The 19,987-nt window shown below is 69.5% G+C and carries 18 protein-coding genes; 13 read left to right on the forward strand and 5 right to left on the reverse strand.

Annotated features, from left to right (window positions below; translation table 11 throughout):
• Positions 1 to 716 precede the first annotated feature (716 nt).
• Positions 717 to 2,003, reverse strand: a complete 1,287-nt coding sequence (gene aceA, locus ACTWNK_RS18745; protein ID WP_474305431.1) for an isocitrate lyase — start codon at positions 2,001 to 2,003, stop codon at positions 717 to 719.
• An 844-nt stretch (positions 2,004 to 2,847) separates the two neighbouring features.
• Here aceA and ACTWNK_RS18750 point away from each other — a divergent pair.
• From ACTWNK_RS18750 to ACTWNK_RS18765, 4 genes are all read left to right on the forward strand, one after another.
• Positions 2,848 to 4,320 (forward strand): helix-turn-helix domain-containing protein, encoded by a 1,473-nt coding sequence (locus ACTWNK_RS18750; RefSeq protein WP_474305433.1) that lies wholly within the window; start codon positions 2,848 to 2,850, stop codon positions 4,318 to 4,320.
• Between the two features lie 81 nt (positions 4,321 to 4,401).
• A complete protein-coding gene (locus tag ACTWNK_RS18755; RefSeq protein WP_474305435.1) occupies positions 4,402 to 5,346 on the forward strand; it encodes a glucosyl-3-phosphoglycerate synthase in 945 nt (314 codons plus the stop codon).
• A 161-nt stretch (positions 5,347 to 5,507) separates the two neighbouring features.
• On the forward strand, positions 5,508 to 6,137 hold the full coding sequence (locus tag ACTWNK_RS18760; RefSeq protein WP_474305437.1) for a class I SAM-dependent methyltransferase: 630 nt from the start codon (positions 5,508 to 5,510) through the stop codon (positions 6,135 to 6,137).
• 141 nt (positions 6,138 to 6,278) lie between these two features.
• Complete coding sequence (locus tag ACTWNK_RS18765; RefSeq protein ID WP_474305439.1) at positions 6,279 to 7,673, forward strand: basic amino acid/polyamine antiporter; 1,395 nt, start codon at positions 6,279 to 6,281, stop codon at positions 7,671 to 7,673.
• A gap of 62 nt (positions 7,674 to 7,735) precedes the next feature.
• Here the strand turns inward: ACTWNK_RS18765 and ACTWNK_RS18770 are convergent, their stop codons facing one another.
• The gene (locus ACTWNK_RS18770) at positions 7,736 to 8,914 is read right to left on the reverse strand and encodes an MCE family protein (protein WP_474305441.1); all 1,179 of its coding nucleotides are present in this window, start codon (positions 8,912 to 8,914) and stop codon (positions 7,736 to 7,738) included.
• A 163-nt stretch (positions 8,915 to 9,077) separates the two neighbouring features.
• On the opposite strand from ACTWNK_RS18770, the gene ACTWNK_RS18775 reads away from it, so the two are divergent.
• The 4 genes from ACTWNK_RS18775 to ACTWNK_RS18790 all read left to right on the forward strand — a co-directional run bounded on the left by ACTWNK_RS18775 (position 9,078) and on the right by ACTWNK_RS18790 (position 11,797).
• A complete protein-coding gene (locus tag ACTWNK_RS18775; protein WP_474305443.1) occupies positions 9,078 to 10,289 on the forward strand; it encodes an acyl-CoA dehydrogenase family protein in 1,212 nt (403 codons plus the stop codon).
• A 278-nt stretch (positions 10,290 to 10,567) separates the two neighbouring features.
• Positions 10,568 to 11,077 carry a hypothetical protein gene (locus ACTWNK_RS18780; protein WP_474305445.1) on the forward strand — a complete coding sequence of 170 codons (510 nt, stop codon included), beginning with the start codon at positions 10,568 to 10,570 and terminating at the stop codon, positions 11,075 to 11,077.
• Positions 11,078 to 11,118: 41 nt separating this feature from the next.
• On the forward strand, positions 11,119 to 11,355 hold the full coding sequence (locus tag ACTWNK_RS18785) for a hypothetical protein (RefSeq protein WP_474305447.1): 237 nt from the start codon (positions 11,119 to 11,121) through the stop codon (positions 11,353 to 11,355).
• 61 nt (positions 11,356 to 11,416) lie between these two features.
• A complete protein-coding gene (locus tag ACTWNK_RS18790; protein WP_474305449.1) occupies positions 11,417 to 11,797 on the forward strand; it encodes a hypothetical protein in 381 nt (126 codons plus the stop codon).
• Positions 11,798 to 12,289: 492 nt separating this feature from the next.
• Here ACTWNK_RS18790 and ACTWNK_RS18795 read toward each other — a convergent pair whose 3' ends face one another.
• Positions 12,290 to 14,380, reverse strand: a complete 2,091-nt coding sequence (locus ACTWNK_RS18795; RefSeq protein ID WP_474305451.1) for a TerD family protein — start codon at positions 14,378 to 14,380, stop codon at positions 12,290 to 12,292.
• A gap of 26 nt (positions 14,381 to 14,406) precedes the next feature.
• Entirely contained in the window at positions 14,407 to 14,619 is a 213-nt protein-coding gene (locus tag ACTWNK_RS18800) for a hypothetical protein (RefSeq protein WP_474305453.1), read from the reverse strand.
• A 128-nt stretch (positions 14,620 to 14,747) separates the two neighbouring features.
• Between ACTWNK_RS18800 and ACTWNK_RS18805 the strand changes: the two genes are divergently transcribed.
• The 4 genes from ACTWNK_RS18805 to ACTWNK_RS18820 all read left to right on the forward strand — a co-directional run bounded on the left by ACTWNK_RS18805 (position 14,748) and on the right by ACTWNK_RS18820 (position 18,582).
• Positions 14,748 to 16,109, forward strand: a complete 1,362-nt coding sequence (locus ACTWNK_RS18805; protein WP_474305455.1) for a hypothetical protein — start codon at positions 14,748 to 14,750, stop codon at positions 16,107 to 16,109.
• Positions 16,110 to 16,190: 81 nt separating this feature from the next.
• The gene (locus ACTWNK_RS18810; protein ID WP_474305457.1) at positions 16,191 to 17,108 is read left to right on the forward strand and encodes an ATP-binding cassette domain-containing protein; all 918 of its coding nucleotides are present in this window, start codon (positions 16,191 to 16,193) and stop codon (positions 17,106 to 17,108) included.
• A complete protein-coding gene (locus ACTWNK_RS18815; RefSeq protein WP_474305459.1) occupies positions 17,105 to 17,845 on the forward strand; it encodes an ABC transporter permease in 741 nt (246 codons plus the stop codon). The genes ACTWNK_RS18810 and ACTWNK_RS18815 overlap by 4 nt, the downstream gene beginning before the upstream one ends.
• Entirely contained in the window at positions 17,842 to 18,582 is a 741-nt protein-coding gene (locus tag ACTWNK_RS18820; protein WP_474305461.1) for an ABC transporter permease, read from the forward strand. The genes ACTWNK_RS18815 and ACTWNK_RS18820 overlap by 4 nt, the downstream gene beginning before the upstream one ends.
• Here ACTWNK_RS18820 and ACTWNK_RS18825 read toward each other — a convergent pair.
• The gene (locus ACTWNK_RS18825) at positions 18,579 to 18,923 is read right to left on the reverse strand and encodes an MmcQ/YjbR family DNA-binding protein (RefSeq protein ID WP_474305463.1); all 345 of its coding nucleotides are present in this window, start codon (positions 18,921 to 18,923) and stop codon (positions 18,579 to 18,581) included. The two genes, ACTWNK_RS18820 and ACTWNK_RS18825, sit on opposite strands and share 4 nt — an antisense overlap.
• A 57-nt stretch (positions 18,924 to 18,980) precedes the next feature.
• Here ACTWNK_RS18825 and ACTWNK_RS18830 point away from each other — a divergent pair, with 57 nt between their 5' ends.
• Positions 18,981 to 19,985 (forward strand): hypothetical protein, encoded by a 1,005-nt coding sequence (locus ACTWNK_RS18830; protein WP_474305465.1) that lies wholly within the window; start codon positions 18,981 to 18,983, stop codon positions 19,983 to 19,985.
• Positions 19,986 to 19,987: the final 2 nt, after the last annotated feature.

Below are 19,987 nucleotides of genomic sequence, written 5' to 3' on the forward strand. Positions count from 1 at the left end.
GGTGTGGCGGCGGTGGCGTCTGTCGGGCCGGGCTTGCTGCGGGGCGTTGGCTGTTGTCTGTCGAAGGCGTCGGTATTTGTCGGGCATAGACGGTATCTGTTTGGCAGGACTGTATCCGTCTGGCGAGGCTGTATCCATCGAGCAGGGCTATATGTGCCGAATACGATGTTATCTACCGGGACACGGGTGGAATTTTCGTATTTTTCACGGACTTAGCGTTCGTCCGCTCTGTATGCGCGTTCATCCGGCCGGGCATGGACGTTGGCTTGCCCCGATATGTGCGCGCCTGCTCGCTCGCCCTGGCGTGGGCGTCCGCCCGCGCGCCTGCTCACCCCGGCACGCACGTTCGCCCGCGTACCGCCCCAGCACCCGCGCGCCCGCGCGCTTCGTCCGCTCTGACATGCGTTTCGCGCGCCCACGCCTGGACGCCTCGCTCGCCCCGGCACGTACGTTTCGCTCACCCAGGCGTGGACCTCGGCCGGCCCCGACACGCACGCCAGCCAGCCCCACGCAAAAGATCCCCTCGTGCCAGGCGCCCGAGGTGGCCTGGCACGAGGGGATCAAGGGAGGAGGACTCGCACCGGGGAACCGTCCCATGCCCTGGAGAAGTCCGGGCGAGTCCTCCTCGTCCGAGCGGTGAGCCCAGCTCGGAGTCGGAGCCTCCTGCTAAGGATGCCTCCACGTCAAGGATAGGAGGATCCTCGCCGGAAAGAGGATCAGTGCTCGAACTGCTCCTCTTCGGTCGAGCCCTTCAGGGCCGTGGTGGAGGAGTCGGGGGCGATGGCGGTGCTCACCAGGTCGAAGTAACCGGTGCCGACCTCACGCTGGTGACGGGTCGCGGTGTAGCCGCGCGACTCGGCGGCGAACTCGGCCTCCTGCAGCTCCACGTACGCGGTCATGCCGTCCTCGGCGTACCCCTGGGCCAGGTTGAACATCGAGTAGTTCAGCGAGTGGAACCCGGCCAGTGTGATGAACTGGAACTTGTACCCCATGTGCCCGAGCTCACGCTGGAACTTGGCGATCGTGGAGTCGTCGAGGTGCTTCTTCCAGTTGAAGGAGGGCGAGCAGTTGTAGGCCAGCATCTGGTCCGGGTACTCCGCCTTGACCGCCTCGGCGAACTCGCGGGCCACATCCAGGTCGGGCGTGGAGGTCTCCATCCACAGCAGGTCGGAGTGCGGCGCGTAGGCGAGTCCGCGCGCGATGCACGACTCGACCCCGTTGCGCACCCGGTAGAAGCCTTCGGCCGTACGGTCGCCGGTGGTGAAACGCTGGTCGCGGGGGTCCACGTCGCTGGTCAGGAGCGTCGCGGCCTGGGCGTCGGTCCGCGCGATGATCAGTGAGGGGACGTCGCTGACGTCGGCGGCCAGGCGGGCGGCGTTGAGCGTCTTGATGTGCTGCCCGGTCGGGATGAGCACCTTGCCGCCCAGGTGGCCGCACTTCTTCTCGGAGGCGAGCTGGTCCTCCCAGTGCACACCCGCCGCGCCGGCCGCGATCATGCCCTTCATCAGCTCGAAGGCGTTCAGCACACCGCCGAACCCCGCCTCCGCGTCGGCCACGATCGGCGCCAGCCAGTGCGGCGCGTCCGGCGTACCCTCCGACCAGGTGATCTGGTCGGCCCGCAGCAGCGCGTTGTTGATCCTCCGCACGACTGCGGGGACCGAGTTCGCCGGGTACAACGACTGGTCCGGGTACGTCTGCGCCCCGAGGTTGGCATCGGCCGCGACCTGCCAGCCGGACAGGTAGATCGCCTTGAGCCCCGCCTTCACCTGCTGGACCGCCTGGTTGCCGGTGAGCGCGCCCAGCGAGTGCACGTAGTCCTCCGTGCTGAGCAGCTCCCACAGCCGCTCGGCGCCGAGCCTGGCCAGCGTATACTCCTCCTGCACACTGCCCCGCAGCCTCACCACGTCCTCGGCGGTGTAGGTGCGCTCGACGTTCTTCCAGCGGGGGTTGCTGTCCCACTCGCGCTGCAGCTGCTCGGCAGCTCCCTTGAGGCGATCATTCATGGTTTCACTCCTTTGGCGTCCCCTGGGTGCTTGTGTTCGAGTCTGTGCCCGCTGGTCCGGGGTCAACAAGGCGAAAGGAGTGGGGAAGAGTCTCGATTCTTCTGTTTTAGGAAATACTCATGAGTATTCGGTGGTGAAGAAATCGAGAGTTTTACTGTTGGACTAGACCAATCAGAGTGACCCGGCTCACAGTGAGGGCTGGGTGGTGGTCGTCCTTGGGGGAGTGTTAACCGGTCTGCGGTGGTTGGTACCTGTCTGGGGAGTTAGGGGTTGGAATCCCATCTGTAGGCATTTGGGAGGCGACCGCATAGAACCCCAACATCCCTGAGCCACCCAACCCACTCCCACCCACCACTCCCACCCACCACTCCCACCCACCACTCCCACCCACCACTCCCACCCACCACTCCCACCCACCACTCCCACCCACCACTCCCACCCACCACTCCCACCCACCACTCGCTCCCGCCCCAATCCCCGCTCCCCGCTAGTTCCTCGCCCACCCGCTCCCTACTCACTGCCTAGATCGCCTACCGCCCAGCACTCCAGCGCTGCCCCGCAACCCGGCCCCGTCCCGCCCAGGCTTTGCGTCACGCCCTCCACATTGCCGCCTTCCCCCGCCCTGCCTTCCCCCGCCCTGCCTTCCCCCGCCCTGCCTTCCCCCGCCCTGCCTTCCCCCGCCCTGCCTTCCCCCGCCCTGCCTTCCCTCGTCTCGCGCCCAGCCCCGTGATTGTCCGTCTCCGGCGTCTGTCCGCTCGGCCAAGCGCAGTCGAGAGTCGCCCACCCCTACACCCCACGCCCCTCGCACTAGAAGAAGTGCCCTTTTTGCGCCTAGGATTCATCCATGGCTGCATTGCTGGGTGAAGAACCGCTGTCTTTGACGCAGGAGCTTGATCTCATCGCGTTCGGGCAGCGGCTGCGGCATCTGCGCAAACAGCGCGGCTACACACTGGCCGATCTCGGCGAGCGGGTGAGTCGTGCGCCGAGCCAGCTGTCGCTCCTGGAGAACGGCAAGCGCGAGCCGAAGTTGTCCCTGCTCAAGTCGCTGGCCGCGGCGCTGAACGTCCCGGTCGAGGAGCTGCTGCGCCGCCAGCCGCCCAACCGCAGGGCCCAACTGGAGATCGCCCTCGAAGAGGCGCAGCGCGACCCCATCTACACCGCGCTCGGCCTGCCCAAGCTCAAGGTCTCGGCCCGTGTGCCCAACGACGTGCTGGAGCACCTGCTCGGCCTGTACGGCGAGCTACGCGCCCGCCAGGCCAGAGGTACGGCGACGCCGGAGGAGGCCAGGGCGGCCAACGCCGAGCTGCGCCGCAGGCAACGGGAGCTCGGCAACTACTTCCCTGAGATCGAACGCGCTGCGGCCCAGGCGCTGGCCGCAGTGGGCTACCGTACGGGCGCCCTGTCGCAGAGCACCGTCCAGGCCCTGGTGACGCACTTCGGCTACACCGTGCACACCGTCCAGGACCTCCCGAGATCGGTACGCTCCATCACCGACATGCGCAACCGCCGCATCTACGTCAAGCACGAGCAGCTCGGTATGCACAGCCCGCGTACCATCCTGCTCCAGACGCTCGGCCATCTCGCACTCGGCCACGACAAGCCTCGCGACTTCGCCGACTTCCTGCGCCTGCGCACCGAGGCCAACTACTTCGCCGCCGCCGTACTCGTCCCGGAAGCCACGGCCGTGCCGTACCTTCGTGAGGCCAAGCAGGACCGGGCGCTGTCGGTGGAGGACCTGCGCGACGTGTTCGCGGTGTCGTACGAGATGGCGGCCCACCGGTTCACGAACCTGGCCACCCACCACCTCGACCTGGCCTGCCACTTCGTCCGCAACGACGCGGGCGGCACCATCTACAAGGCCTACGAGAACGACGGCATCGTCTTCCCGGCCGACGAGCAGGGCGCGATCGAGGGGCAGCGCATGTGCCTGCACTGGTCGGGGCGTCAGGTGTTCACCTCGCCTGACCGCTTCTCGGTCTTCTACCAGTACTCCGACTCGCCGACCGGCACGTACTTCTGCGTGGCCCACGTCGACCCCTCACGCGAACGCGACTTCGCCATCACCCTCGGCGTGCCGTTCAAGGACTCGCGCTGGTTCCGAGGGCGCGAGACGACAAACCGTACCAAGTCCAACTGCCCCACCGGCGACTGCTGCCGCCGCCCTCCGGCCGAGCTCGCCCAGCGCTGGGAGGGGTACGCCTGGCCGTCGGCGCGTGCGAACTCCCACGTCCTGGCCGCCCTGCCGCCCGGCTCCTTCCCCGGTGTCGACGACGCCGACGTGTACACCTTCCTCGAACGCCACGCCGCCTCCACCTGAGCGGGCGGCCAGCCGATCGCCGGGAGCGACACCCTAAGCTTGGTGCCGCGAGCACAACCGGACACGGCGGGGGAGAGTGGCGTGCTGCCTGAGGTGGAGGCGTGGACGCGCACCCGCACATCGTCGGCGGGCGACTGGCCGCTCGGCGACCTCCTCGCGCTCAAGGGCGACACGACGATCTCGGTCGTGCTTCCGGCCAGGGACGAACGCGAAACCGTCGGCGATATCGTCACCACCCTGCGCGGCGAGCTCGCGGACCTGGTCGACGAGGTGGTCGTCATCGACTCGCGCTCGACCGACGACACCGCCGCCGTCGCCTCGGCCGCGGGCGCGCGTGTGTTCGCCCAGGACGAGATCCTGCCCGACCTCAAGCCTCTCGACGGCAAGGGCGAGGCGCTGTGGAAGTCGTTGCGGGTGACGTCCGGCGATCTGCTGGTGTTCGTGGACGCCGATATCCGGAGGTTCCGCTCGACGTTCGTCACGGGACTGCTCGGCCCGCTGCTGACCGATCCCGCCGTCGCCTACGTCAAGGGCTGCTACGACCGCCCCCTCGGCGACGCGCCGACCGGCGGCGGCCGGGTCACCGAGCTGGTCGCCCGCCCCCTCATCAACCTGCACTGGCCGGAACTGGCCGGATTCGTCCAGCCCCTCGCGGGCGAGTACGCCGGTCGCCGATCGGCCCTGGAGCAGATCCCCTTCGTCACCGGCTACGGCGTGGAACTCGGCCTCCTGGTCGACCTCCTCGACCTGGTCGGCCTCGACGCCCTGGCCCAGGTGGACCTCGGCCGCCGCATCCACTCCCACCAGTCGACCGAGGCGCTCGGTGCGATGGCAGGCCAGATCATGCTCGCCGCCTGGTCCCGCCTGGAACGCCAGGGCAAGATGCTCCCCCTCCACGAGCCCTCGGTACGGCTCGCCCAGTTCCGCCGCACGCCCTCCGGCCACCAGACGGTCGACAGGGACATGTCGATCGCCGAACGCCCACCGATGACCACAATCCCGGACCAACGCCCTAGCACCACGTGAGCCGGGCTTTTGGTCCAGGCGTGACCACGACCCCAGGCTGAGGCCCGGCTGCCACGTGCACCGGGTCTGTTGGTCCAGGCGTGACCACGCCCCTGGACCGAGCCCCGGCACCCACCCCACCCACCCACCCCACCCGCGACGACCGAAGGCGACTCCCACCCATGACCAGCCGATGGAACGACCTCACCGGCGGCGACGCGGGCTCCGGCTATGCGGCCCGTTTCGCCGAACTCGCCGCCTCCGGCCAGGATATGGACGGCGAGGCCCGGCTGGTCGCCTCGTACGCCGAGCCGGGCGCGCGGGTGCTCGACGCCGGGTGCGGCACCGGCAGGGTGGCGATCTGGCTGGCCGAGCACGGCTACGAGTGTGTGGGCGTCGACCTGGACCCCTCGATGCTCGCCGTCGCCCGCGCCAACGCCCCCGCCCTGACCTGGATCTCAGCCGACCTGGCCGCCCTCACCCCGGACGTGCTCGGCGAGCGGCCGTTCGATCTCGTCGTGGCCGCGGGCAATGTCATCCCGCTGCTGGCCGAGGGCACCGAGCCGCAGACCGTACTGCATCTGGCGCGGGCGCTCAGGCCCGGCGGCCTGCTCGTGGCCGGGTTCGGCCTGGACGCCGCCCATCTGCCGGTGCCGCCGAGTGTGACGACGGACGACTACGACGGATGGTGCGCCGAGGCCGGCCTCACGCTGGTCGACAGGTACGCCACCTGGAGCGCCGAGCCGTACCCGGGTTCCGGCGGCTACGCGGTCAGCGTGCACCGGCGTGAGCCGTTCGCGAAGAACGGGTAGATCGTCAGCGCCCTTTCCCGATGAAAAGGGCACATGATCGAAAAGCATCTCCCTGTCCCCCGTTAGGCGAGTGATCAGCGGAAATACCGTGTTCGTCCGCCCGGTGGGCGACCGCCTTCGCGATCGGGAGATGGGCAGGGTATGAGCGTCGATTCCAAGCCGGTCACGAACAAACTGTCGCTGCCCACGATGACCGCCATGGTCGTCGGGTCGATGGTCGGCGCCGGGGTGTTCTCGCTGCCGCGCAACTTCGCCCAGGCCACGGGCGTGCTCGGCGCCGTGGCCGCCTGGGCGATCGCCGGGTTCGGCATGCTGATGCTGGCGTTCGTGTTCCAGACGCTGGCCGTACGCAAACCCGACCTGAACGCCGGTGTCTACGCCTACGCCAAGGCCGGTTTCGGCGAGTTCCCCGGTTTCTACTCCGCCTTCGGGTACTGGGCCAGCGCCTGCGTGGGCAACGTGTCGTACTGGGTGTTGATCAAATCCACCCTGGGCGCCGTCGTGCCCGGCTTCGGCGAGGGCGACACGATCCTGGCCGTCGTCGTGTCGATCGTCGGCGTCTGGGCCTTCCATTACATGATCACGCGAGGCGTCAAGGAGGCCGCCGCGATCAACAGGATCGTCACGGTGGCCAAACTCATACCGATCCTGATGTTCGTCGTCATCCTCGCGGTCACCTTCAAAGCCGGAACCTTCACCCTGAACCTCCAGGGCGACGGCCCCCTCTTCGACCAGATCCGCGCGACGATGCTGGTCACCGTGTTCGTGTTCCTCGGCGTGGAGGGCGCGAGCGTCTACTCCAGGTACGCCCGGCGGCGCGAGGACGTCGGCAAGGCCACCGTGCTGGGCTTCGTCAGCGTGCTGGCCCTGTTCGCCTCGGTCACCCTGCTGTCGTACGCGGCCATGCCCAAGGCCGAGCTGGAGTCCCTGCGCCAGCCGTCGATGGCGGGCGTCCTCGAGGCCGTGGTCGGCCCGTGGGGCGCCGTGCTGATCAGCGTCGGCCTCATCGTCTCGGTGCTCGGCGCGTACCTGGCCTGGACCCTGATGGCGGCCGAAGTCCTGTTCGTCGCCGCCAAGGACGACGACATGCCCGCTTTCCTCCGCAAGGAGAACCGACACGGCGCCCCCCTCAACGCCCTGCTGATGACCACCGTCCTCATCAGCCTGGTCCTCGTCGTCACCCTCTTCTCCGAGGACGCCTTCTCCTTCACCCTCAAACTCACCAGCGCCCTGTCCCTTATCCCCTACCTCCTGGCCGCCGGCTACGCCCTGCGCATCGCCCGGGGCCGCCCCAAGGACCTCCTGGTCGCCGCCCTGGCCGTCCTGTACACCCTGTTCCTCATCGTCGCCGCCGGCCTGGAGTTCCTCCTCCTGTCCTGCATCGTCTACGGCCTCGGCACCGTCCTGTTCGTCCTGACCCGCCGCGAACACGCCAGACGCGTGTTCGCACCCGCCGAACTCGCCCTGTTCGCGGTGGTCGCCATCGGCGGGGTCGTGGGCGTCGTCGGCCTGGCAACAGGCTTCGTCACCATCTAGCGCCACCCCCGCACCTGCCCCCCTTCATGCGCGCGCCTTGAAGGGTGCAGGCGACCCCGCGGTCACCTCGGCCCCTCCACCAGCCCACCCAACGTCGGATCCCCCCGTCCCACCCCCACCCCCACTCCCGCCGATCTCCCACCCCCAGGCGGCAACAGCGACGACGCGTCCAGCGCCACCCCGCGCCCCAGCGCCTGCCCCACCTCCCGCAACGGCCGCAACAACGCCTCGCACCGGGAAGGCGGAGCCCCCATCGAGTACGCCAGCGAGCACAGCCAGCGCCCCACGTCGTCCGTCTGCCCGTCAAGATCGAGCCGCACCCGGAACGCCCCACTCCGCGCGTCATAGGCGTTGGCCGCGTTGTTCACCCCGAGTGCGCCGACGTCGAGGAACGTCTCGATCGACCGCCGATGCTCGACCAGCAGCCGGCTCAGCCGCGACACCTCCTCTACCCCACCGCCGAGCTGCCCTCTGTTGTCCTCCACGAACCCCGCCACCTGCGTCAACGCCCGGCTCAACCCACGCAGAGTGGCCCGCAACTCCGTACGCTCCCCGTCCAACTGCCCGGCCACCCCCGCCAGATCCCGCATGAACCGCCGAATCCGCCGATCGTCTCGCGCCATCGCCGCAGTGATGTCGGCCAGATTGCGCACGGTGGCGGTGAAGTCGTCACGGTCGTCGGCCAGTACGGAGGCCGCGTCGGACAGGTCCTTGATCGTCGAGCCGACGCTTTCGCCCTGGCCGGCGAAGGTGTCAGCCGACACCCGGAGCAACTGCGACAGAGCCCCGTCGCGATTGGCCCCCTCGGGCCCCAGCGCCGTCGTCAGCGAATGGAACCCGCTGAGCGCCTCGTCGATCTCGACAGGCGAACGCCCGGCCGCCAGCGTGGCCCCGTCACGCAGCGTCGCCCCGGACACGTACGCGGGCGTGAGCTGGACGAACCGGTCGGCCACCACCGACCTCGCGACGATCACCGCCTGCGCCGAAGCCGCGATCTTCCGCCCGGCCTCGACCTCCACCTCGACGCGTACCCGCCTGCCGACCGGCTCGACGACCCGCACCCGCCCCACCTTGACCCCGAGAACCCGCACGTCGGAGCCCGGATAAATCCCCACAGCCCGATCGAACCAGGCCGTGAACGACACCGCGCCCGCCTGCTCGCGCCACTCCTCGACCGCCAGATACCCAGCCGCGACCAGCAGGGCGGCGACCAGCCCCGCGAACCACCGACCGATCACCATCCCCCACCCCTCCACCCCGCCGTACGCCACCTCAAGTGACTGAGAGATTACTCCACGTTGCCGGATCCTTGGCCCGCTCCCCCCGACTACTCGCGAGTAGTTTCCCGGTGTTACCATCGGTAACGCCTCAACGCATACGCACCCAAGTGAGCGAGCGAGTCCCATGACCGGTTTCAACCTCGACCCGAGCGACGACGTACGCGAACTACGCGGCTGGGTGCACGAGTTCGCACGAGATGTGATCCGCCCGGCCGGTGCGGAGTGGGACGAACGCGAGGAAACCCCCTGGCCGATCATCCAGGAAGCCGCCAAGATCGGCCTGTACTCGCTCGACTTCTTCGCCACCCAATGGTTCGAGGAGAGCGGACTCGCCCTGCCGGTGACGTTCGAGGAGCTGTTCTGGGGCGATGCGGGCATCGGTCTGTCGATCGTCGGCACCGGCCTGGCCGCGGCGGCACTGTCGGCTGGCGGTACGGCCGAGCAGATGGGGGAGTGGCTGCCCCGGATGTTCGGCACCGAGAACGATGTCAAGCTCGGCGCCTTCTGTGCCTCCGAGCCCGATGCCGGCTCCGACATCGGATCCATCCGTACCAGGGCAGAACTCACCCCCGGCGGCGACTGGATCATCAACGGCGTCAAGACCTGGGTCACCAACGGCGGCATAGCGGACGTCCACATCGTGGTCGCCTCGGTCGACCCCGCCCTCGGCACCCGAGGTCAGGCCACGTTCGTGATCCCGCCGAACACCCCCGGCCTGTCCATGGGGCAGAAGTTCAAGAAGCACGGCATACGCGCCTCCCACACGGCCGAGGTCGTCCTGGACAACGTACGCGTATCCGGCTCCTGCCTGCTCGGCGGCCAGGACAAACTCGACGCCCGCCTGTCCCGCGTACGCAACGGCGAACGTTCGGGCGAGCAGACCGCCATGCGCACGTTCGAAACCACCCGCCCCACCGTGGCCGCCATGGCGGTCGGCATCGCCAGGGCCTCCTTCGAGTACGCCAGGGACTACGCCGGCGAACGCGAGCAGTTCGGCCGCAAGATCGGCGAGAACCAGGCCATAGCCTTCCGCCTGGCCGACATGGCCACCCGCGTCGACATCGCCCGCCTCCTCACCTGGCGCGCCGCCTGGATGGCCCGCACCGCCCGCCCGTTCCACCAGGCCGAAGGCTCCATGAGCAAACTGACAGCCGGCGAGACAGCCGTATGGGTCAGCGAACAGGCCATCCAAATCCTCGGCGGCGCCGGCTACACCCGAGACCACCCCGTGGAACGCTTCCACCGAGACGCCAAGATCTTCACCATCTTCGAGGGCACGTCCGAGATCCAGCGGTTGATCATCGGCCGAGCGGTCACCGGGCTGCCGGTGCGGTGACGTTTGCGCGGGTTTCGAGGCTTTCCGCGGCCTTCGTGTGTCGGCACTCCTGGTTCGTCGCCGTCATTTCCGGCCCGGCGACAACCCGCTCTTGCGTTCAGCCCGCCAGTGGAAAGCGTAGATCGGCCAGCACGTGCTCGCGTAAGCCTCCAGTGACCCGCTGATGGCTCAGTCAACCACCGCCGCCGTCGTGCTACCAAGAGCATGATCCTGGTCGTCTATATCCAGATATTCCGTATCAAACACGACAAGCGATGAGGCACTCTAGGCGCGTGAGTATGCGAGAGTCCGTCGAGAACCTCTGGGCGGCATCGACCTTGTGGGTCAGTGGGTTGGGGGCGGCGGACGACGTCGTGGCGAGTGCGTGTGAGGCGTTGGTGGCCGGGTGGGACACCCCTGAGCTCCGCATCCTGGCGGGGCTGCGCAGTCCGGGCTATTTCGAACTTCGTGAACAGCTCGATGCGACTCTGCATGAGCTGCACCTGTTTCTTCCCCCGCGCGGGAGTGACGAGCTCGAGGCGATCACGGTACGCGTGATCGCCGGGCAGGTTCTGTCCGGTCGGCTCTCGCCGTCGGACGCGACGCTGTTGATCAACAATCACATTGATCATGAATGGGAGCTGACCGCCCGGCTGGCCGAGCTCGACGGCTGCTACGTCCTACGGGAAGCACTTGGCGAAAGCGATGAGGACCTCGACGACGCCGTTCTCGCTGAAGCTCGCCGACTCGTGGCCTTGCTCCCGGATCCGCTCGTGCCGCTTCTGCCGTACGTCAAGGTGTGGGAGTAGGTCGGAGACCTGTTCGCGGTCGACGAGCTGACGGTTTCCATGTGCTTCTGAACGGCATCGGCCGGGAGGGGGCGTCCTTCCCGGACCTCGGTGTGTTCATCGCGCCAGGGCGGGTCGATCTGGATTATCGGATGGGTGAGGGGTGGCATCCACTCAGTCTGGGCGCATTCGCGCTGCTGCTGGGGAGGTTGAGGGACCTTGCTCCTGGAAGTGTGGTCTCCTTCGAGGGCAGTGCCGCCTCGACGAACTGGATCGACGACTTCCTCTTGTCCGTTTGAGTGCAAGTCAGGTGCGTCAGAGGCTCTCGTCAAGGTGGGGACGGTGGCCTATGGTCGCAGTATGACGATGATCTTAGGTAGGGCGGTGGCGGTTGTCGGGGTTGTGGTGGTGTTGCTGGGGGCTGCTGGTTGTGGGGTGAGTGCTGAGGCGGCGGCTGCTTGTGAGGCTGGGCGCAATGTTGCGAAGCAGTTGGGTGATCCGGATGGCAGGCTGGCTACCTTTGCCTTCAAGCAGGACATTCCGGCGGCTCTGGCCAAGGAACTGACCACGCGTGCGAGCAAGGCCGATGGCGACATTCGTGCGGCCGTCGAGGCGCAGGCGGCGGCGATCACCGAACTGCGGGCGACGCTCGGCGCTGCGACGGGGGAGGACAAGGTCAAGGCGGCCAACGAGAAACTCGACCGGGCCAATGCCGGGATTCTTGAGGTCTGCTCAGACTGAGGGTGCGGTGGTATGCCCGGGGACATCGACATTCGGAGGAGTAGCGCTCACGCTGCAAAGGGTCGTTCCATCCAATGACCACTGACCATTGACCACGATGATCGATCGGAGATCTGATGCGCGTTCTGGTGTCACTCGTCGGGATCGTCGCCGTGCTGGCGCTGGTGGCTCCTCCGGCTCAGGCGGCCAATGTGATTCGGTCGCCGCAGGTGGCGGTCGCTCGTTGATCGTGTACGGCGTCGCGTGGCCGGGGCTGGTAGCGTGATCGGCGCGAGGCCATGGGCGGGCTTCCTTCACACCTGCGGGAACCGGAGTGCTCCTTCGGGAGCGCCGGTTTTGGACTAGCTCGTCCGCTTTCCTGGCATACCGGCCGGTGAGGCCACGTGTGGACCGAAAGGTCGTAGCCCGCACGCACCCCTCACCGGCCGAACCAAAGCCGAACCAGAGTCGAGCCAAAGCCGAGCCAGAGCTGAACCACGGCGGACCCGTCGGCTACCCGGGGATCAGCTCGTGCAGTGTCGCAGGGGTGTACGTCCGAACCCCGTCCACCCCAGCCCCAGCCCCGGACAGCCCGATGTGCACCGCAGGCCCCCCGGCCGCAGCCCTGCTCCGCAGCAACCCGGCCAGGTATCTCACCGTCAGGTACTCCCGCCCCACGATCGCCCGTACGAGCAGCGACGTCGTGAGCCGGTTCCCCTCGACCTGGTTGTACCGGGGACGACCGGTCAGGTAGAGATGCAGCCACTTCGCCCGCCACGAGTCGTCCTCCCCGCGCAGGAACACCAGCGGCAACGCGATACGCCCACTGCCCCGCAGATCGGACTTCATCCGGACCGTACGCGGCTCGAACGGACGGCCCTGCTGGGCGGCGTCCCTGCTCATGAAGCCGAAGAACGCCTCGGCCGCCTCGTCGAAGGGCTCGCCCGCGTAGATGTTGACCTGGGCGATGACGATCGGCCGGGTGGAGGCGGCGAGCCGGATGTCGATGAACTCCGAAGCGCCCCGCGACGCGTCGGTGAGGTCGCCCGAGTAGACGGCGAAGTCGTTGGCGTACTCGGTCCACGAGATGTGTAGGGGATCGGCGTAGTCGGCGTCCAGCATGAGCGCGGACAGGTCGTAGTCGGTGCGCCGAGCGGCCTGGCGCCAGTGCACGAAGAAGCGCAGCAGTTCGCCGTCGACGGCCGAGAGCGAGCCACGCGGCAGCATGCCGAGACCGGGCGCGGCGGGACGGGCCGACAGCGGCAGGGCGACGTCGAGCATGGCCTCCTCGACGGTGATCTCGCCGAGCACAGGCAGCCGGGAGGCGATCTCGGCGTCGAGGGCGTCGAGCATCGGGCCGAGCACACCGGGGTCGAGCGGCGGGCGTAGGTCGGGAGTCGTCCAGGCCTTGCCCCGCCTGTTGGTGAACACGCGCTCACTGGGCGAGCGGCGGTTGTGCAGGTGCTCGCGCAGCGACAGCAGCACACGGCCCGAAGCGCTCGCGATCGCGGCGACGGCGGCGTCGAGCACGGCGGGGCCGCCGGTGCGCAGCAGGTGGTCGACGCGGCGCAGCAACGCGCCAGGCGTGGGTTCGAGCAGGGTGAGCGCCTCCGCCGTACGGCCTGCGGCCAGGGCGGCCTCGATCCTGCCGGTGACGCCGTTCGCCTTGCGCGTGCCTCTGGCCACCTCGAAGACCTGGGCGGCGCGGGCGTAGGCGGGGTAGTCGTGCGGGTGCAGCCGCTCGCCGAGCCGCTTCCACTGCTCGCGATGGCGCAGGACGTCGTCGTGCCGTGCGACGGGCAGCGCGTCGAGCGCGGCCAGCAGCGCGCGGCGTTCGGCGCGGCGGAAGGAGCGCAGGCGGGTGGGCCGGTCGAGGGTGACGTCGCCGCCCGAGCAGGCGCAGGCCAGGCGCAGGACGTCGGTCACCGTGTCGACGAGTGGCGCCAGCCCGGCGGCCAGCCGTACCTCGTTGACGACGGCGCGGTTCTCGCGCACGGGGATGTGTTCGGGGTGGACGTCGCAGGCGGCGGCCAGGACGCGCAGGGCGGCGAGGTCTTCGGGCGGCAGCGGCGCCTGGGAGGCGGCGAGCGAGAGGTAGAGGGCGTCGGCCTCCTCGCGCAGGCTCGCGCCCAGTTCCAGTACGGTCACGCGGTCGGCGGCCAGTGGGATCAGCTCGGCGTGCGCGGCGAGCAGGTCGGGATAGGCGTGCTGGTACTGGCCGTAGGCGGGCAGGTGCAGCAGGTCGAACGTGCCGGGTGTGAGCTTGGCGGCGGCGACCGGGTCGAGCATGGCCTCGCGCAGCAGTCCGGCCCAGAACTCCAGCGTGCCTGGCACATTGCGGGGGAAGTCGATGAAGTAGGCGTTGTGCTGGACATGGTCGCCGGTCAGGCGGCGCACCGAGGCCAGGACGCGTACCCCCAGATCCACCACCTGCTCGCCCGGCAGGGTTGCCAGGCGGGCGTGCAGCGCGGGTGAGCAGGTGAAGCCGACGCTCAGCAGCGCCGCGTCGAGCTGCCTGGCCGCCACTCCACCCCAGCCACCGGCGTCCGTGCCGCCCGCGTCCACGGGCACCCGCAGGCGACGCGTGATGATGAGATCTTCCACGAAGGCACGATATAGCGGTAGGAGGCCTACGATCCGGCGATCCCGCCCGGTTCGCCCAGGCGCAGGGGGACCGCCTGGGCGCCGGTCAGTGCGGGGGCCCAGGATCGGGCCCCCGGCCGCATCGGCGGGGGATTTCTGCGCCTTCTGCTCCGGGTCCGGGTGATCGCGCAGATCATGGAGAGGCCGGCGAGCGCGAGCCCAAGCTGGATCAGCAGGATCAACGCTATGGAGATGCTCATATCGCTCCCTTCACGGGTTCCATCGGTGACTGTTCGCGATCTCGAACCGTGCGAGCCCTGGCGGACACCGCTCGTATCTGTTAACAATATTTCCAGTAAGCCTGCGTAGGGCATGGTGAAGGCAAAAAGTGAGTACGGCTCGCCATTGGCTCGATCCGGCCCTGCGTGAGCGTGTTCTCGACACGCTGAACGCCGGGAACCCGGCCCTCTGGATCGCCCTCGACCCCCTCCTGCGCAGCCGTGCCGACGGCGACCCCGACACCCCGCTGACCGTGGCCCTGGCCGCGTGCGGACGTGACGGACGGGTGCGGGAGAAGGCGGTCCGCCATCCCCTGACGACGACGGACCCACGCCTGTACCCCGTGCTCGCCCTCAGAACGGCCGACTGGGTGCCCCAGGTACGGCAGGCGGCCGGACAGGTACTCGCCGGTCTGCTGGAGCGCCCCGACGCCCAGGCGCTGCCCGTCGTCCTGGCCGTCCTGCCGGTCCTCCTGCGCCTCGCGGCCAGGACACACGCCACCGACGCGACGCAGGCCGTACGCCACCGCCTCTCGCACGCCGACGACGCCACGCTCGCGGCCGTACGGCGCAGCCCGGACCTGCGGACCCGGCGGTTCGCCTTCGAGGTGAGCCTGGACGCCGGACGGCTCGACCGGCGCGGCCTCACCCGGGCGGCGCTCGGCGAGCCGGACCTCCTGTCGCGGGTGCGGTGCGCCGAGGCGCTGTGCGACCTGGCGAAGGCCGAAGGCGACCCGGGAGTCGTCGAAGTGCTGCTGACCGCCCGTTCGTCGCAGGTCAGGGTCAGGGCGCTCACCGCACTGGTCGCGCTCGGCGGGGCGGGCCGCACCCCCGACATGCTGGCCGACCGCGCCGCCGCGATGCGGATGACGGCCCAGTGGGCACACGCGCGGGCAGGAGGCGACCCGGCCGCCTGCTACCGGCACGGCCTGACCGCACGCGACGGCCGTGAGCGCGTGCTGCTGGCGGGGCTCGGCGAGTGCGGTCAGGCCTCGGACGCGGTCCTGGCCGAGCCGTACCTGGGTGATCCCCGGCCGCGTGTCCGGGCGCAGGCCGTGCGCACGCTGCGCAGACTGGGCGCCGCGACCGACGTCACCGGCCTGCTGGCCGACCCGGCGCCCGTCGTGGTCCGCGCCGAGGCCGCCACCGCGCGTGCACGCGGCGTGCCCGCCGGCCTGCTGTGGGACCTGCTGGGCTCACGGCACGCCCACGTACGGCGGACCGCGCACCGGCTCCTGACCTACAGGGACACCTGGACACGGGTCAGGGCCGACCTGCTGCTGGCCACCGACGAGGACGAGACGCTGAGGCGGCGGGCGCACGACGACCTGACCGCGTGGCGCGAGCGCGACGCGGCGAGCGCGTATGCGGGCTTCCCCGGCGAACTGGCCGGCCTGCTGGAACGCGCGGGCCCAGCGGTGAGCGAGAAGAACGCCAGACTGCTGCGCCGGCTCGTCGCACGGGACGGCTGAGCTGCGGCTATCGTTTCATGCTTCTGTTGTTCATGGGCAGAGCATTGACACCTCTTGGGGAAAACAAGAGAGTTGATACTCATGACCGCCATTGTCGAGCTGGACAGCCTCAGCAAGTCGTTCGGGGACACCGTCGCTCTCGACGGGGTGTCGTTCGAGGTCGCCCAGGGCAGCGTGCTCGGGCTGCTCGGGCCCAACGGAGCGGGAAAGACCACCCTCGTCAACTGCCTGACCACCCTGCTGCGGCCGGACTCGGGCGCGGCCAGGATCGCCGGGTTCGACCTGCTGCAGGAGCCGGGGAAAGTACGCGGGAGCATCGCGGCCACGGGACAGTTCGCCGCGGTCGACGACCTGCTCACCCCCAGGGAGAACCTCGTCTTCTTCGCCAGGCTCCTCAAACTGCCCAAGAGCGAGGCCAAGGAGCGGGCCGCCGCCTGCATCGAGCGGTTCGGCCTGGCCGAGAAGGCCGACAAACAGGTCAAGACCCTGTCGGGCGGCATGCGCAGACGGCTCGACCTGGCCGTGAGCCTCGTCGTCGAACGACCGGTGCTCTTCCTCGACGAACCCACGACCGGCCTCGACCTCAACAGCCGCGACACCCTCTGGGAGACCGTACGCGACCTGCGCGCCTCGGGGGTGACCGTCCTGCTCACCACGCAGTACCTGGAGGAGGCCGACGCGCTCGCCGACAGGATCGTGATGATCGACCACAGCAGGGTGATCGCCGAGGGCACGCCCGCCGAGCTCAAGGAGCGGGTGGGCGGCGGCGCGGTGTGCGAGGTGCGGATCGCCGACCCGGTCCTTCGGGCCAAGGCGGTCAGCGCGCTGCCGGACGCCCAGGAGGTCGACGGCGCGGTGCTGCTGCCCGCGGGCGGCATCGGCGTGCTGGCCGGGGTGGTCAGGAGCCTGGAGAGCGTCGGGATCGAGCCGGACGACATCACCATGCGCAGGCCGACGCTCGACGACGTGTTCAGGGCGCTGACCGGGAGGACGGAGTGATCCACGAGATCGGCGTCATGACCGGCCGCAACCTGCGCATCTCGCTCACCGTGCGCTCGGTGGTCCAGCTCGTCGTCACCCCGCTGGTGTTCTTCGGCGGGTTCGGCATCGTGCTCGCCCGGCTGCTCACGGCCAGGGGGGTGGAGTTCGCCCAGTTCCTGCCGCCCGCGATCGTCATGATGGCGATGGGCTTCACGACCGTGTCCACCGCGTTCTTCATCGCGGCCGACCGGCGCGACGGCATGCTGGACCGCTACCGCACCCTGCCGATCAGCGGGCTGTCGGTGCTGGTCGCCAGGCTCGGCGCCGACGCCGTGCGCTGCCTCGTGCCGATCGCGGTGATCGTCGCGGTGGGCTATGTGATCGGCTTCCGTTTTCCCGGGCCGGTGCAGGCGCTCGCCTTCGTCGCGCTCGCCGTCGCCTTCGCGCTGAGCTTCGCCACCGGCGCGGCCGTGCTCGGGCTGAAGTCCAGCGAGCCCGAGGCCATCGGCTCCATGGTGTTCCTGGTGACGCTGCCCGCGCTGAACCTGTCGACGGTGTTCGCGCCCGTCGAGGTGTTCCCCGGCTGGCTGCAGCCGCTCGTGCGGGGCAATCCGTACACGGCGGTCGTCGACGCCCTGCGGGCCCTGGCCGACGGGCGGGCCGTGGCCTGGTTCGCGCCGCTGGCCTGGCTCGGCGGGTTGTTCCTGCTCTTCGGCTGGCTGGCCGTACGCGCGTTCAGGAGGTCGTCGCGATGACCGAGGTCACCCTGCTGGCCGGTCGGACCCTGCGGCGCTTCCTGCGCACACCGCAGCTGGTCATCTCGGCCTTCGCCTTTCCGGTGCTGCTGATGTTCACCATCCTGCCGGTGTACGGCGGCCTGGTGGGCGAGGGGTACATCCAGCGGTTCGCCCCGCTGATCGTGCTGTCCACCGTGACGTTCGGCATCGCGCCGAGCGGTGTCGGGCTCTACACCGACCTGCGCGAGGGCATGTTCGACCGGCTGCGCGTGATGCCCGTCGGCGTCGGGGCCACGCTCACCGGGCGTGTGCTCGGCGACGTCGTGCGGATGACGGCCGTCGCGGTCGCCGCCACCGCCGTCGCCCATGTGCCCGGGTTCCGGTTCGGCGGCGGCGTGCTCGGGGTGCTGGCGTTCTTCGCGCTGATCGCCGCCTTCGCCGTCATGTGCATGACGATCGCGCTGTATGTCGCACTGGCCGGCTCCAGTGCCGACGGTGTGCGCGGCACCCTCGAACCGCCGACGACGGCGCTGTTCTTCCTGTGCTCGGGGTTCGTGCCGCTGGAGGCCTTCCCCGGCTGGCTGCAGCCCGTCGTGCGGGCCAATCCGCTGTCGGCAGCCAGCGACGCCCTGCGCGCCCTGGCCGCCGCGGAGCCCGCCGCGGGGGCCGTGCTGGCCACCTCGGCCTGGATCGCCGGGCTCGGGCTCCTCTTCGGCACGCTCGCCGTGCGGCGCTACCGGAGGTGGACCGGCTAGGAACCACGCTCGTCGAAGGCCTTGACCAGGCGTTTGGGCGCGGTCATCCGCCAGGAGTCGGTGACCAGCTCGCCGAGCTCGCCCGGGTCGAGCGCCGAGGTCCGTACCAGCATGTACTGGTAGTTCTGGTAGTGAGGCGTGACGATGAAGATCTCCGGTCGTTCCTCGGTGAGCGCCGTGCGCTCCTCGACGGTGACCTTGAACACCATCAGCTCGGGGTCCTCGTGCTGGCGGATGAACATCTTGCCGTTCACCTTCAGCGAGGGGGTGCCCCAGGACTCCGACTCCTCGACGCCCGGCAGCGTGAGTGCGATGTCGCGTACGCGGTTGAAATCAAGCACACTCCACCATGGCACATCTCGCTTCTGTTATCTAACAACCGGGAAAGGGACTGCCCGATGAGCAGGCGGACGGTCGTCGCCCTCGACGGCATGGGCGGGGACCAGGGGCCTGGGCCGGTGCTGGAGGCGGCGCTCGGGCTGTCGGACGCGGTCGAGGTGCTGCTGGTCGGCTCGGCGTCGCTGCTGCGTGAGCACCTGGGGCCGCGCGTGCTGCCCGCGCACGTCTCGGTGCTGGACGCGCGGGAGGCGGTCTCGATGGCCGACGACCCGCTGAGCGCCACCTGGGCCAAGCGCGACTCCTCGCTGCTGGTGGCCGCCCAGGCGGTCAGGACCGGCCTGGCCGACGCGATGGTCACACCGGGCAACACCGGCGCCGCCGTACTGGCGGGCGCGGTGCGGCTGCGGCGGCTGCCAGGCGTGCGCAACCCGGCGCTGGCCACCGTGCTGCGCGGCCCGGGAACCGGCCAGACCGTCCTGCTGGACATCGGGGCGACCGTGGTCGCGCAGGCCGAATGGCTGGTGGAGTTCGCCGTCATGGGCGCCCAGTACGCCAGGGCCAGGCTCGGCGTGCACACCCCGAGGGTCGGCCTGCTGTCCAACGGGCACGAGCTGACCAAGGGCGGGCCGGTGCAGCGCGACGCCCACCTCATGCTGGCCACGCTTCCCGGCTACGTGGGCCAGATCGAGGCCTACGACGTGCTGAGCGACCGCGTCGACGTCGCGGTGACCGACGGCTTCACCGGCGACGTGATGCTGAAGATCTACGAACGCACCCTCGACCTGACCGCGCTGGCCGCCGTCTCGGCCGTGCGCGCGTTCTCGGGCGAGCTGGCCGACCGGCGGGCCAGGCAGGTCTCCGACGCCGTGCGCACCGCGCTCGCGGCCGATCCGGGCGGGGTGCTGCTGGGCGTGGGCGGCGTGTGCGTGGTGTGCCACGGGGCCGCTCCGGCACGTGACATCAGGGGAGCGGTCGAACTGGCGGCCGAGTGCGTGCGCGACGACGTCACCGGCCACGTCCGCGCCGCCTTCGCCCAGGCGGGCCGTACGGCCGGAGCACGCTAGCG

The organism is Nonomuraea sp. IBHARD001 (assembly GCF_056106265.1).